This window comes from Saccharopolyspora sp. NPDC049357 (assembly GCF_040677225.1).
In the GTDB taxonomy this organism is placed as follows: Bacteria; Actinomycetota; Actinomycetes; order Mycobacteriales; family Pseudonocardiaceae; genus Saccharopolyspora.
In genome coordinates this window covers 1-13,679 of sequence record NZ_JBFAQJ010000003.1, presented here as the reverse complement: position 1 = coordinate 13,679, position 13,679 = coordinate 1, and the positions used below count along the sequence as shown (strand labels likewise).

Sequence of the window (13,679 nt, the reverse complement as noted above, 5' to 3'; positions counted from 1 at the left end):
ATCGCACGTCATCGAGGCGGAAACGGGCGGGCTTCCCGGTCCGCCGCGCTGGGGGAGCGCGATGGACCCTGAGCCGGTTCAAGTAGCCTGGCCGAGTGGCCGACGTCATGCGCAGCGGATCAGCGGAAGAGCCCCAAGACTCGGAGCACCGTGAGGGTGCTCCCGGCGGGGGGACTCAACACCCGAAGTCGAAGGGCAAGAAGAAGTCTTCCTTCTGGGTGGAGTTGCCCATCCTGATCGTGACCGCCCTGGTGCTCACGGTGCTCATCCAGGCGTTCCTGGCCCGGGTGTACGTGATCCCGTCCCAGTCGATGGAGCAGACGCTGCACGGCTGCACCGGTTGCAACAACGACCGGGTGCTGGTCGACAAGGTCTCCTACCAGTTCTCCGAACCCGAGCCCGGTGACGTCGTGGTCTTCCGCGGTCCGCAGCCGTGGGTGCAGAACGAGTTCACCGCCGAGGAGACCACCAACCCGGTCGCGGGCTTCTTCCAGGGAGCGGCCGCGCTGCTGGGCTTCGGCGCACCGGACGAGAAGGACTTCGTCAAGCGCGTCATCGCCGTCGGCGGCCAGACCGTCGAGTGCTGCGACCCGCAGAACCGGGTCCTGGTGGACGGCAAGCCGCTCAACGAGCCCTACGTGTACTGGGAGCCGGGCCGCGGCATCGGCCAGGACGAGTTCGCGCCTGTGACCGTTCCCGCTGGGCACCTGTGGGTGATGGGTGACAACCGCAACGACTCGTCCGACTCCCGCGTTCAGGGCGGTGGCGGCACCAACGGCGCCGTCCCGGTGGACAACGTCATCGGCAAGGCGCAGGTCATCGTGCTGCCGCCGACCCGCTGGCAGAGCATCCCGGAGCCCAACCCGCAGTCGACGGCGCTGGGTGCGCCGGCCTGGCAGGGCGGGCTGCCGCTGGGCGTGGGTTTCGCCGCGGCGTTCCCCGCGGTCTGGATGGGTCGTAGGCTCGTCGGTGCAGTGAGCAATCGACGGCAGTCGGAGTGACATCGAAGTGACGGTGACGGACTTCCGGCCACCCCGGTCGGTGATCCGGCGCAGCAGCGGCAACTGGGCCCTGCAGAGCGCCCTGGATCGCCGAGGGCTGGGCCCGGTCGCCGGTGTGGACGAGGCCGGGCGCGGCGCGTGCGCCGGGCCGCTGGTGGTCGCCGCGTGCGTGCTCAAGCCGGGTGATGCGAAGCGCTTCGACGGCCTGACCGACTCGAAGGTGCTGACCGAGGCCGACCGCGAGCGGCTCTACGACCGCATCACCTCCCGCGCGCTGAGCTGCTCGACCGTGGTGATCCCGGCCGAGGACGTGGATGCGCTGGGCATTCACGTCGCCAACCTGGAGGGCATGCGCCGTTCGGTGGCGCAGCTGACCGAGCATCCCGGCTACGTGCTCACCGACGGCTTCAAGGTGCAGGGCCTGGCGACCCCGAGCGTCGCTGTCGTCAAGGGCGACCTGGTCGCGGCGTGCGTGGCGGCGGCATCGGTGCTGGCGAAGGTCACCCGGGACAGGTTGATGGCCGGTGAGCTGCACGAGCGGTTCCCGGCGTACGCCTTCGACGAGCACAAGGGCTACAGCACACCGCTGCACTCGGCGCGCATGACCGAGCACGGGCCGTGCGACCAGCACCGCTGGTCCTACGCCAACGTGGTGGCCGCCGCCGCGAAGCACGGGATGCGCTCGCCGCGCGCTGTGACCAGCAAGCCCGGTTTGTTCGATGCTTCGAAGGGGGAAGTGGTGGACAATGAGGCCTTGTAGTCCGAACGGAAACGCAGAAGGGCTCGCACACCGATGAGCGCCGAGGATCTCGAAAAGTACGAGACCGAGATGGAGCTGCAGCTCTACAAGGAGTATCGCGACATCGTCGGTCAGTTCACCTACGTCGTGGAGACCGAACGGCGCTTCTACCTGGCCAACGCGGTGGACGTGCAGGTGCGCAACTCCGACTCGGAGGTCTACTTCGAGGTGTCGATGTCCGACGCCTGGGTCTGGGACATGTATCGCCCGGCGAGGTTCGTCAAGAACGTTCGGGTGATCACGTTCAAGGACGTCAACGTCGAGGAGCTGGACAAGCCCGATCTCCGGTTGCCGGAGAACGGGCCTTTCGGGTCGTAGGGGAACCCGGAACACGTCGCAGACGCCCGGACGGTCGAATTCGACCGTCCGGGCTTTTTCGTGCGCGCAGTGCGATCGAGCGTGATTCACGAATACCCGGATGCACGAAATCCACCACACGTAGGTGTAGCACTGATTGTCCACAGGGGATCAATTCATCCACAGATTCGGAAATCTGTTTGGCATTTCAGCTCGGGATGGGCAACGTGGAGTTCATCCCGTTCCCGGAATGGTTGGTGCTGAGCAGTTTTCACCCCTCCGGAACGGGAATCGTCGATTCGATTCCCGAGGAGGTTCCCGTGGGCACCGAGAAGATCACCGCGCCGCTGTCCGATCACCTGGCGGGCGGGCGCAGGCACGAGCTGGGCAGGGTCGGCGAGCGGATGGCCGCCGAGCTCCTGGAGCGGAGCGGGCTGATCGTGCTGGACCGCAACTGGCGATGCTCGCGCGGTGAGCTCGACATCGTCGCCACCGATGGGGACGTCGTGGTGTTCTGCGAGGTCAAAGCGCGATCGGGGGTGGACTACGGCGGCCCGTTGCACGCCATCGGCCCGGACAAGATCGCCCGGGTGCGGGGTGTGGCCAGGGCGTGGCTCTCCGAGCGCGACCTGGTCGGTTGCCGGGTCCGCTTCGACGTCGTCTCGGTGCTGTGGCCCCCGGGGGAGACCGCGCGCGTCGAGCACCTCGAGGGGGTGTTCTGAGATGGCGCTGCGCAAGACGTGGGCGGTCGCCCTGTTCGGGGTCGACGGAGTGCTGGTGGAGATCGAGGCCGACGTGCGTTCCGGGCTTCCTTCCGTGCAGCTGATCGGTCTGCCCGACAGCGCCCTGAAGGAGGCCAAGAACAGGGTGTGCGCGGCCATCCAGAACTGCCGGGAGGAGTGGCCGACGGACCGGGTCATCACGCTCGCGCTGTCGCCGGCCGCCCTGCCCAAGGGCGGAACGTCCTACGACCTGGCGCTGGCCTGCGCTGTGCTGGCCGCCAGCGAGCAGGTGCCGCCGCACCGGCTGCGGGGCACGGTGCTGTTCGGCGAGCTCGCCCTGGACGGTCGGCTGCGCGGGGTGCGAGGGCTGCTGCCCGCGTTGCTGGCCGCTCGCCGGTCGGGTGTCCGGCGCGCTGTGGTGCCGGTGGAGGGCTTGGGCGAGGCGCACCTGGTGGACGGCATCGAGATCCTCGGCGCCGAGCACCTGCGGGAGGTGATCGCCTGGCTGCGCGAGCTGGCGGAGCTGCGCGAGGACCCGCCGCCGGTGGTCGAGCCTGGGAGCGAGGACGTGCCGGACCTGTCCGATGTGCTCGGTCAGCCGGAAGCGCGCTGGGCGCTGGAGGTCGCCGCCGCCGGTGGCCACCACCTGCTCATGGTGGGGCCGCCGGGAACCGGCAAGACGATGCTGGCCAAGCGGCTGTGCGGGCTGCTCCCCGAACTGACCGTTCCCGAATCCCTGGAGGTCACGGCCCTGCGGTCGCTGAGCGAGGAGTCCACCGAGTTCCTGGTGCGCAGACCGCCCTTCGTGGCCCCGCACCCGTCGCTGTCGATCCCGGCGCTCATCGGCGGGGGCACGGGACTGGCCAGGCCGGGAGCCGTCAGCCGGGCGCACCGGGGGATCTTGCTGCTGGACGAGGCGTGCGAGCTCGGACCGAAGCGGCTGGAGGCGTTGCGCACGGCCCTGGAGGAAGGAGAGATCAGGCTGGCCCGTCGTGACGGGACGCTGCGCTACCCGGCGCGGTTCCAGCTGGTGCTGGCCACGAACCCGTGCCCCTGCGCGCCGCCTCGCGAGCTGGACTGCCAGTGCGCTCCGCAGGCTCGGCGGCGCTACCTGGGCAAGCTGTCCGGTCCGTTGCTGGATCGGGTGGACCTGCGGGTGCGCACCCGGCCGATCTCGGCGATGAGCACGGGCGCGGGTACTGAGCCGGAGAGCACGGCGGTGGTGCGCGAGCGGGTCGAGCGGGCGCGGGCGATGGCGCGGGAGCGGTGGGCCGATCACGGCTGGCACACCAACACGGAGGTCCCAGGCCCGGTCTTGCGCAAGGAGTTCGCGCTTCCCGAGCAGACGACGGCTCTGCTGGAACGTGGGTTGGAGGCGGGAGCGATCACCGCGCGCGGAGCCGACCGGTGCTTGCGTGTGGCGTGGACGCTGGCGGATCTCGACGCGAGTCCTTGGCCGATGGCGGATCACGTCGCCGCCGCGCTGGAGTTCCGGGACAGGAGGGCTGTGTGATGGGTGCGTGGGCTTCGCTGAGCGAGAAGACCAGGCAGGAACTGCTGCAGGCCAGGGCTTTCCTGTCGGCGGTGGCCGAGCCACCGGCACGGGCTTTGGTGCGCTTCGTCGCCGAACGCGGTGCGCGGGGTGCCGTGGACGCGATCGTGCGGCGGCGGGCACCGGAGGCGGTGCTGGCGGAGGTGGAGGCGAGGCGCGATGCCGTCTCGGGCGAGCGGCTGCTGCGGGCGGGCGAGGCGGCGGGGCTCCGACTGTTCATCCCGGAGCGGCCGAATTGGCCGTGGGAGGCGTTCTCCGAGATCACCGGCGCACGCGAGATGGAGCTGCCGGACATGGCCGAGCCGCTCGCGCTGTGGGTGCGCGGGCGGGCTGAGCCGGCGGAGTGCACCGAGCGCGCGGTGGCCGTGGTGGGCGCTCGCGCGGCGTCCGGGTACGGCGAGCACGTGGCGGCGGAGTTCGGCCACGACCTGTCCGCAGCGGGGTTCACGGTGGTCTCCGGTGCGGCCTACGGCATCGACGGTGCGGCGCACCGGGGCGCGCTGTCGGCCGGTGGGCGCACGGTGGCGTTCCTGGCCTGCGGTGCGGACGTGGACTACCCGGCCGGGCACGGCAGGTTGCTGCGCGCCATCGCCGACCAGGGCGCGGTGATCAGCGAGTACCCGCCGGGGACGCCACCGCGCAAGCACCGGTTCCTGGTGCGCAACCGGCTGATCGCGGCGATGGGCCGGGCGACCGTCGTGGTGGAGGCGGGTGCGCGCAGCGGTGCGTCCAACACCGCCAACACCGCGGATCTGCTGGGGCGTCCCGTGCTGGCGGTGCCGGGACCGGTCACCTCGCAGAACTCGGTCGGTTGCCACGCGATGGTGCGCTCGGGGCAGGCGGTGCTGGTCACCCGCACCGAGGAGGTCGTCGAGCTGCTCAGTCCGCTGGGGGTGAGCCCGGCGGAGGAGGTCGCGGCCCGGTCGCGCGCCACGGACCGGCTGCACCCCGACGCGAGGCGGGTTCACGACGCGCTGAGGGGCGTGGAATCGGCCGGGAACGAGGAGCTCGCCCGTGACTGCGGGCTGCCGCTGGGGCGCGTGCGGGCCGTGCTCGTCGAGCTGGAACTCGATGGTTTCGCGAAACGGACGGAAAGCGGGTGGATTGCGATCACGAGTTGAGGAGAAAGATTGAGGAAAGGTAAGTGAAAGAAATTCCGGAGAATGGAAGGCGAAACCGACTCCGATCTGCGTGTTCGGTCGCGGACAGCCGTCCTGCACAGCGATTTTCGTGACAACACGTAATGGCATGATTTCGCAACGTGAGTTCTGAAACAGCGCAATTCGCGTGGCGATGCTTGACCGGAGAATCGATTGCGACGAGCGTCGAGGGCATGACCGGTGGACGTCCCGCGCGAGCGAGCCGACCCGACCTCCGCGAGGTTCGGGCCGGGCTGCCTGAAGAGCTGCGCTCCGCTGTGGACTCCTTCGAGCGGCACCTCGAACTCGAACGCGGGCTCTCCGCGCACACCGTGCGCGGATACGTGACCGACGTCGTCTCGCTGCTGGCCCATCTGGCCGGGGTCGCGGGCGACGCCGGGGTGCGCGGACTCGACCTGTCGGTGTTGCGGGAATGGCTGTCCACCCAGCACAGCGCGGGTGTCAGCAGATCGACGCTGGCCCGCAGGACGGCATCCGCGCGCGCGTTCACGGCGTGGGCGTTCAAAACCGGTCTGCTTCCCACCGATCCCGGCCCGAGGCTGGCCGTTCCCTCGCGTCCGCGCAGGCTGCCGCCGGTCCTGCGCGCTGACCAGGCCGGCGAGGCGATGAGCGCTTCGGCGTCCGGCGCCGAGCAGGGCGATCCGGTTGCTCTCCGTGATCACGCTGTCGTGGAAGTGCTGTACGCCACCGGTGTTCGGGTGGCCGAACTGTGCGGACTGGACGTCGGCGATGTGGACCGAGAAAGACGTGTGCTTCGCGTCATCGGCAAGGGCGACAAGGAGCGCGCTGTGCCGTTCGGCCTGCCCGCCGATGCGGCACTCGGTCGATGGCTCCACAGCGGGCGGCCTAAACTGCTGCGTGACCCGTCAAACTCAGCGTTGTTCCTGGGAGTCCGGGGTGGACGCCTCGATCCCAGGGCAGCGCGGCGGACCGTGCACGACGCCGTCGGCGCGGTCGGCGGCGCACCCGATCTCGGGCCGCACGGACTTCGGCACTCGGCTGCGACCCATTTGTTGGAAGGTGGCGCAGACCTCCGTAGCGTTCAGGAGTTGCTTGGTCACGCTACGCTCGCAACGACCCAGCTTTACACCCACGTGACCGTTGAACGGCTGAAGGCGATCCATGACCGAACCCACCCCCGTTCCTGACCATGCCGGGGGCGGCGCCAACACGGTGGCCGCGAGATCGAACTCGGCACCGGTGAGCGCCCGCGACCAGAACGGTGCGGCCAACGGACACCGGCCGAAGCTGCCCGGTGCGCTCGCGCTGGCCACCGTCGAGTCGGCGTGGGGAACCAACGGCCAGCGCAGCGGCGACGAGGTCGAAGCAGGCATCGTCGCGCTGTGGCAGGCGTTCGGGGAACGGCCGACCCAGGAGCTGCGCGACCGGCTGGTGCTGCACTACGCGCCGCTGGTCAAGTACGTCGCCGGACGTGTGGGCACCGGCCTGCCCTCGCACGTGGAGATCTCCGACCTGATCCAGTCCGGGATATTCGGCCTGGTCGACGCGATCGAGAAGTTCGAGCCCGAGCGCGGGCTGAAGTTCGAGACCTACGCGATGCAGCGCATCCGAGGTGCGATCCTCGACGACCTGCGCGCCCAGGACTGGGTGCCGCGCTCGGTGCGCAGCCGCGCGCGCGACGTGGAACGGGCGCTGGAACGCCTGGAGGCCAAGCTCCAGCGCACGGCCACGGACGCGGAACTCGCCCAAGAGCTCGAACTGTCCCTCGAAGAGCTGCGCGAGCTTTTCGCGCAGCTGCAGATGACCAGCGTCGTCGCGCTGGACGACTTGATCGGCGCCGGCCACGCGCAGGCGTCGCTGGCCGAGACGCTGCCGGACGACCGCGCCGAGGATCCGGTGGCGGCCCTGGTCGATCGCGACAGCCGCCGCCAGCTCGCCGAGGCCGTCGAGCGGCTCAGCGAGCGGGACCGGGTCGTGGTGACCCTCTACTACTTCGAGAACCTCACCCTCGCCGAGATCGGCCGGGTCCTGGGCGTCACCGAATCCCGCGTCTGCCAGCTGCACACCCGAGCCGTCCTGCGCCTGCGCACGAAGCTGACCGAACCCGGCTGATCGCCGCGTCACCAGGGCAGCAGCCGCACGCGGCCGGGTGCGATCAGTTCCAGGGGATCCCGGTAGCGCTCGCCGTCCCGCAGGCCCCAGTGCAGGCAGGCGAGGGTCGCGCAGCCGGGATGCCCGGGTTCCAGGTGGCCGATCACCTGACCCCGCGCGACCCGGTCGCCCGCGGCGACGTCCGGGGCGACCGGTTCGTAACTGGTGCGCAGTCCTCCGGCGTGCTCGACCGACACCACCTCGCGGTCGACCAGCCAGCCGGCGTGCACCACGACTCCGTCGGCGGCGGCCAGCACCGGCTGTCCGGCCTCGCCGACCAGGTCGACTCCGCGATGTCCCGGGCCGAACGCCGAACCGGGCGCCTCGAACGGCCGTGCCACCGCGGGTGGCGGGGCCAGCGGCCAGCCGAAACCCGCAGCTGAGCTCGGCTCGGCGGACCGTGCCGGCGATGCCGGTGGGGCGGCCGCCGCGGTGAGGGCGGCGGAGCAGGCCAGGGCGGCCCCGGAGAGGATCGCGATCAGGATTCGCATGGATCCAACGTGGACCGCCCGAGTCGTCGATGACCAGGAGCGACGGCGAATCTGTGGACAAACCGGACCGCTGTGGACAACTGCCGGTGCGCGGTCGGGTGGTGGGTTGCGCGTCCAGTACACTGTCCACGCGGTTTCGTGTCCGCGCGAACCGACTACGCGTGCCCGCGCGTAGGCCGCCGCTCAGGTGGTTCCGGATGCTTCCGGGTCCCTGTCGGCAGGCCACCGGGTCCTTCGCGGTCCCGCCCCTGTTCCAGGGGGTGGGTGGGGGATCTGGGCCGGGCACCAGGGCGGCGAGTCACCCGGCTCGTCGCGGCAACTCAAACGCGCGCCCGGTGATGGGCGCGCCCGACTCAAGAGGTGAACACAGGCCATGGCCGTCGTCACCATGAAGCAGCTGCTCGACAGCGGCGTGCACTTCGGGCACCAGACCCGTCGGTGGAACCCGAAGATGAAGCGCTACATCTTCACCGAGCGCAACGGCATCTACATCATCGACCTGCAGCAGACGCTGACCTACATCGATGGTGCGTTCGACTTCATCAAGCAGACCGTCGCCCACGGGGGCACGATCCTGTTCGTCGGCACCAAGAAGCAGGCGCAGGAAGCGATCTCCGAGCAGGCTCTGCGGGTCGGCATGCCGTACGTCAACCAGCGCTGGCTGGGCGGCATGCTCACCAACTTCCAGACCGTTCACCGCCGTCTGCAGCGTCTCAAGGAACTCGAGACCATGGAGCAGACCGGTGGCTTCGAGGGTCGCACCAAGAAGGAAATCTTGATGCTGACCCGCGAGAAGGACAAGCTGGAGAAGACGCTCGGCGGTATCCGCGACATGTCCAAGGTGCCCAGCGCCGTGTGGATCGTGGACACCAAGAAGGAGCACATCGCCGTTGGTGAGGCTCGCAAGCTGGGCATCCCGGTTGTCGCGATCCTGGACACCAACTGCGACCCGGACGAGGTCGACTACCCGATCCCGGGCAACGACGACGCGATCCGCTCCGCCGCGCTGCTGACCCGCGTTGTCGCCGATGGTGTTGCCGAGGGCCTGATGGCCCGCAGCGGCCGCAACAACGGCGCCTCCGAGGGTGGCGAGGAGAAGCCGGCCGGCGGCGAGCCGCTGGCCGAGTGGGAGAAGGAACTGCTGGCCGGTTCCGGCCAGGCCACCGAGGGTGGCGAGCAGCAGCCCGCGCAGTCCTGATCACTCGCGCTGCGCACCCGCCGAAGTTCAGCGGGTGCGCAGCGCGATCAGGCTTCCCGCCAGTCACACTGGCAACCGACCCACGCCGGGCCGAGAGCACGGCCGCTGATCGCGGCGCATCGCGCGGTGCCGGGTCGAGCATTCGCAAAAGATCTTCCACCTCCGTATCAACAGGGACGGACTACGCACGATGGCGAACTTCAGTGCGGCCGACGTCAAGCGTCTTCGCGAGCTGACCGGCGCCGGCATGATGGACTGCAAGAAGGCTCTTGAGCAGAACGAGGGCGACTTCGACAAGGCTGTCGAGAGCCTGCGCATCAAGGGTGCCAAGGACGTGGGCAAGCGCGCCGAGCGCGCCACTGCCGAGGGCCTGGTCGCCGCCGAGGGCGGCGTGCTGATCGAGATCAACAGCGAGACGGACTTCGTCGCCAAGAACGACGAGTTCATCGAGCTGGCCAACAAGGTCGTCGCAGCGGCCGCCGCCGCGGGTGCGACCGACGTCGACTCCGCGCTGGCCGCGAAGCTCGACGACAAGACCGTGGCCGACGCCGTGCAGGAGCTCTCCGCCAAGATCGGCGAGAAGCTGGAGCTGCGCCGGGTCCAGAAGTTCGACGGTCAGGTGGCCACCTACCTGCACCGCCGCTCCGCGGACCTGCCCCCGGCGGTCGGCGTGCTGGTTGAGTACACCGGTGACGACGCGGACGCCGCTCGCGGTGCCGCGATGCAGGTCGCCGCGCTCAAGCCGACCTACCTCTCCCGCGACGAGGTCCCCGAGGACATCCAGGCCAACGAGCGCCGGATCGCCGAGGAGACCGCCAAGGAGGAGGGCAAGCCGGAGAAGGCCATCCCGAAGATCATCGAGGGTCGCCTCAACGGCTTCTTCAAGGAGAACTGCCTGCTGGACCAGCCGTCCGTGCAGGACAACAAGAAGACCGTCAAGGCCCTGCTGGACGAGGCCGGTGTGACCGTGACCGGGTTCGTCCGGTTCGAGGTCGGACAGGCCTGATCCCGAGCCGCGGCGGCTGCCGGCCGCACCCCCTCGGGGTTCGGCCGGCGCACCGGCCCCGGCGGCCGTGGAAGACGGCACGGCGCCCCGCCTTCGTTGTTCGAGGCGGGGCGCTTTTGCAAGGTAAGGGCGGTTCCGCGGTCGCGGTGCCGCGCCGGGTATCGGTCGCTCACGAGGCGGGTAACCGGTTCACAACCCGCACATCAGTTGACGAAGTGAACACTCAAGACCTCGCGGGAGGATTTCAAGTGACCGACGACGGCCCGGCGAAGCGTGGTTACGGTCGCGTGCTGCTCAAGCTCGGCGGCGAGATGTTCGGCGGCGGCAGCGTCGGAATCGATCCCGAAGTGGTCGCCACCGTGGCCCGCCAGATCGGCGAGATCGTCGCCGACGGGGTCGAGGTGGCCATCGTGATCGGCGGTGGGAACTTCTTCCGCGGTGCGGAGCTGCAGCAGCGCGGCATGGACCGCGCGCGCGGCGACTACATGGCGATGCTGGGCACGGTGATGAACTGCCTGGCCCTGCAGGACTTCCTGGAACGCGAGCACGGGATCGACACCAGGGTGATGACCGCGATCACCATGGGTCAGGTCGCCGAGCCCTACATCCCGCGGCGCGCGATGCGGCACATGGAGAAGGGCCGCGTGGTCATCTTCGGCGCCGGCACCGGCATGCCGTACTTCTCCACCGACACCACCGCCGCGCAGCGGGCGCTGGAGATCGGCTGCGAGGTCGTGCTGATGGCCAAGGCCGTCGACGGCGTCTACACGGCCGATCCCAAGACCACGCCGGACGCGAAGCTGTTCGAGCACATCACTCACCGCGAAGTGCTGGAACGCGGCCTGAAGGTCGCCGACGCCACGGCGTTCAGCCTGTGCATGGACAACGACATGCCGATCCTGGTGTTCAACCTCCTGGAGGAAGGAAACATCGCCCGGGCGGTCGGCGGTGAGAAGATCGGAACGCTGGTCAGCACCCCGGGCACCGAGCAGCTTTGATGGTGCTGGATCCTGATCTGGTCGCGGGGCCGCGTGGGAGGCGGGCCGAGCGACGCGCAACACTTGCAAAGTCCACTGGTCGGCAGACTTAAGGAGCAGCCGTGATCGACGAAGCTCTTCTCGAAGGCGAGGAGAAGATGCAAAAGGCTGTGGAGGTGGCCAAGGATGAGCTGGCCTCCGTCCGCACCGGTCGCGCGAACCCCGCGATGTTCTCCGGCATCGTCGTCGACTACTACGGATCGCCGACGCCGCTGAACCAGCTCGCCAGCGTCTCCGTCCCGGAGGCTCGGCTGGTCGTCATCAAGCCTTACGACGGCAGCCAGATCCAGGCGATGGAGAAGGCGATCCGCGACTCCGACCTCGGGGTCAACCCGTCCAACGACGGCCAGCTGATCCGCGTCGCGATCCCGCAGATGACCGAGGAACGCCGCAAGGAGATGGTCAAGCTCGCCAAGACCAAGGGCGAGGAAGGCCGGGTCACCATCCGCGGGATCCGCCGGAAGGTGAAGGAAGAGATCGAGCGAATCGTCAAGGACGGCGAAGCCGGCGAGGACGAGGGTTCGCGTGCGGAGAAGGAACTCGACAACCTGACCCACCGCTACACCGGTCAGGTCGACGACTTGCTCAAGCACAAGGAAGCGGAACTCCTCGAGGTCTGAGTGGTGACGCCCGGCCAGTGTGCAGACGAGTCCGGAATGTCGGCCGACGACGTTCCGGACCCGCCTTCGCGTCCATCCCGGGCCGGTCGTGACCTCCGCGCCGCCATCGGCGTCGGGGTCGTGCTCGGGGCGGCCGTCATTCTCTCGTTGCTGATGGTGCGGTTCGTGTTCATCGGCATCGCCGCCGCGGCTGCCCTGGTGTCGACCATCGAACTGGCACAGGCCGTGCGACGCGCGGCGGGCATCCGGGTCTCGTTAGTCCCGGTGCTGGTCGGCGGGCAGGCCATGATGTGGCTGTCCTGGCCGTTCGGGCTGCGCGGCATTCTGATCTCGTTCGCGATCACCGTGCTGGGCTGCCTGGTCTGGCGTTTCCGCAACGGCATCGACGGATACCTGCGCGACGTGACCGCCTCGGTGTTCACCGCCGCCTACGTGCCGCTGTTCACGGCGTTCGCCGCGATGCTGGTGCGCCCGGAGGACGGTGCGTTCCGGGCGCTGGTGTTCCTGATCTGCGTGGTCGCCTCGGACACCGGTGGGTACGCGTTCGGCGTGCTGTTCGGCAAGCACCCGATGGCGCCTGTGATCAGCCCGAAGAAGTCCTGGGAGGGCTTCGGCGGGTCGCTGGTCGGCGGCGTGCTGGCCGGTGCGCTGTCGGTGTGGTTGCTGCTCGACGGCCAGTGGTGGATGGGCGTGCTGGTCGGTGCCGCGCTGGTGTGCAGCGCGACGGTCGGCGACCTGATGGAGTCGGTGATCAAGCGCGACCTGGGCATCAAGGACATGGGCAACCTGCTGCCCGGCCACGGTGGCCTGATGGACCGGATGGATTCGCTGCTCCCGTCGGCACCGCTGGCGTGGATGATGCTGTTCTGGCTCATCCCCAGCTGATGCGGACCTGGCGGGAGAAGCAGGCTCCGGAGGTCACTCCGAGCCCGAACATCTGGAACTGGCCCGAGGTCTACGAGGCGGAGAACCACGCCCAGGACTCGGTGGGGGCGTTGTGGAAGGCGTTGCGCGCCGAGCGCGACTGGGCCGGTCTGGACGTGGTCGACGTGGGCTGCGGCGACGGCTTCCACCTGCCCGTTTTCGCTGCCACGGCCCGTTCGGTGATCGGAGTCGAACCGCACGAGCCGCTGGCCGAACGCGCTCGCGCCCGCATTTCGGGCACGCCGGGCGTGGACGTCAGGGTCGCTCCGGCCCAGCGCCTCCCGCTGGCCGACGGCAGCGTTGATCTGCTGCACGCGCGCACGGCGTACTTCTTCGGGCCGGGCTGCGAACCGGGCCTGGCCGAGGCGGAGCGGGTGCTGCGTCCGGGCGGCACGATCGCGATCGTCGACCTGGACACGGCGAGCCCGCCCTACGGCGACTGGATGCGCGCCGACGCCCCGCAGATCGATCCGGGGAAGATCGAGTCGTTCTTCACCCGCCACCACTTCACCAGCACGACGGTGCCCACGCTCTGGCGCTTCCACGATCGTCGGACGTTGGAGGCGGTCCTGCGCATCGAGTTCTCCGCCAAGACGGCGGCCCGGGCTGCGGCTGAGTCGCCGGGCAGGACCATCCCGGTCACCTACCGCCTCCGAACCCGCACCAAACCCGCGGGCTTGCTCGCCCCTTGAGTGCCCTGGGCGGTTTTGGTCCGAACCGTCCGGACGAATCGGACATCGATCATGGACGGTTCGGACCA

General features: G+C 69.3%; 15 protein-coding genes. 14 read left to right on the top strand and 1 reads right to left on the bottom strand.

Annotation, left to right across the window (positions count from 1 at the left end; all coding sequences use genetic code 11):
- Window positions 1-95 precede the first annotated feature (95 nt).
- From lepB to whiG, 8 genes are all read left to right on the top strand, one after another.
- Complete coding sequence (gene lepB / locus AB0J91_RS03280) at window positions 96-1,001, top strand: signal peptidase I (RefSeq protein WP_363863708.1); 906 nt, start codon at window positions 96-98, stop codon at window positions 999-1,001.
- Window positions 1,002-1,008: 7 nt separating this feature from the next.
- Window positions 1,009-1,761 (top strand): ribonuclease HII, encoded by a 753-nt coding sequence (locus tag AB0J91_RS03275; protein WP_363863705.1) that lies wholly within the window; start codon window positions 1,009-1,011, stop codon window positions 1,759-1,761.
- A gap of 33 nt (window positions 1,762-1,794) precedes the next feature.
- Window positions 1,795-2,118 carry a DUF2469 domain-containing protein gene (locus tag AB0J91_RS03270; RefSeq protein ID WP_132627485.1) on the top strand — a complete coding sequence of 108 codons (324 nt, stop codon included), beginning with the start codon at window positions 1,795-1,797 and terminating at the stop codon, window positions 2,116-2,118.
- A gap of 299 nt (window positions 2,119-2,417) precedes the next feature.
- Window positions 2,418-2,819 (top strand): YraN family protein, encoded by a 402-nt coding sequence (locus tag AB0J91_RS03265; RefSeq protein WP_363863702.1) that lies wholly within the window; start codon window positions 2,418-2,420, stop codon window positions 2,817-2,819.
- 1 nt (window position 2,820) lies between these two features.
- Window positions 2,821-4,332 carry a YifB family Mg chelatase-like AAA ATPase gene (locus tag AB0J91_RS03260; protein ID WP_363863699.1) on the top strand — a complete coding sequence of 504 codons (1,512 nt, stop codon included), beginning with the start codon at window positions 2,821-2,823 and terminating at the stop codon, window positions 4,330-4,332.
- Window positions 4,332-5,492, top strand: coding sequence for a DNA-processing protein DprA (gene dprA / locus AB0J91_RS03255; protein ID WP_363863696.1), 1,161 nt, complete (start codon window positions 4,332-4,334; stop codon window positions 5,490-5,492). The genes AB0J91_RS03260 and dprA overlap by 1 nt, the downstream gene beginning before the upstream one ends.
- Before the next feature lie 212 nt (window positions 5,493-5,704).
- Window positions 5,705-6,679, top strand: coding sequence for a tyrosine recombinase XerC (locus AB0J91_RS03250; protein ID WP_363863693.1), 975 nt, complete (start codon window positions 5,705-5,707; stop codon window positions 6,677-6,679).
- Window positions 6,654-7,604, top strand: a complete 951-nt coding sequence (gene whiG / locus AB0J91_RS03245) for an RNA polymerase sigma factor WhiG (RefSeq protein ID WP_363789021.1) — start codon at window positions 6,654-6,656, stop codon at window positions 7,602-7,604. Before AB0J91_RS03250 ends, whiG begins: the two co-directional genes overlap by 26 nt.
- A gap of 8 nt (window positions 7,605-7,612) precedes the next feature.
- On the opposite strand, the gene AB0J91_RS03240 is transcribed toward whiG, so the two are convergent.
- The gene (locus AB0J91_RS03240) at window positions 7,613-8,134 is read right to left on the bottom strand and encodes a M23 family metallopeptidase (protein ID WP_363863690.1); all 522 of its coding nucleotides are present in this window, start codon (window positions 8,132-8,134) and stop codon (window positions 7,613-7,615) included.
- A 373-nt stretch (window positions 8,135-8,507) separates the two neighbouring features.
- Between AB0J91_RS03240 and rpsB the strand changes: the two genes are divergently transcribed.
- From rpsB to AB0J91_RS03210, 6 genes are all read left to right on the top strand, one after another.
- The gene (gene rpsB, locus AB0J91_RS03235; protein WP_132620855.1) at window positions 8,508-9,332 is read left to right on the top strand and encodes a 30S ribosomal protein S2; all 825 of its coding nucleotides are present in this window, start codon (window positions 8,508-8,510) and stop codon (window positions 9,330-9,332) included.
- Window positions 9,333-9,522: 190 nt separating this feature from the next.
- Complete coding sequence (gene tsf, locus AB0J91_RS03230; protein ID WP_132684411.1) at window positions 9,523-10,338, top strand: translation elongation factor Ts; 816 nt, start codon at window positions 9,523-9,525, stop codon at window positions 10,336-10,338.
- Window positions 10,339-10,586: 248 nt separating this feature from the next.
- A complete protein-coding gene (pyrH, locus tag AB0J91_RS03225; RefSeq protein WP_132677784.1) occupies window positions 10,587-11,336 on the top strand; it encodes a UMP kinase in 750 nt (249 codons plus the stop codon).
- Between the two features lie 101 nt (window positions 11,337-11,437).
- A complete protein-coding gene (frr, locus tag AB0J91_RS03220; RefSeq protein WP_132620852.1) occupies window positions 11,438-11,995 on the top strand; it encodes a ribosome recycling factor in 558 nt (185 codons plus the stop codon).
- Window positions 11,996-12,031: 36 nt separating this feature from the next.
- On the top strand, window positions 12,032-12,880 hold the full coding sequence (locus AB0J91_RS03215) for a phosphatidate cytidylyltransferase (protein WP_363789024.1): 849 nt from the start codon (window positions 12,032-12,034) through the stop codon (window positions 12,878-12,880).
- Window positions 12,880-13,611, top strand: coding sequence for a class I SAM-dependent methyltransferase (locus AB0J91_RS03210; RefSeq protein WP_363863687.1), 732 nt, complete (start codon window positions 12,880-12,882; stop codon window positions 13,609-13,611). Before AB0J91_RS03215 ends, AB0J91_RS03210 begins: the two co-directional genes overlap by 1 nt.
- Window positions 13,612-13,679: the final 68 nt, after the last annotated feature.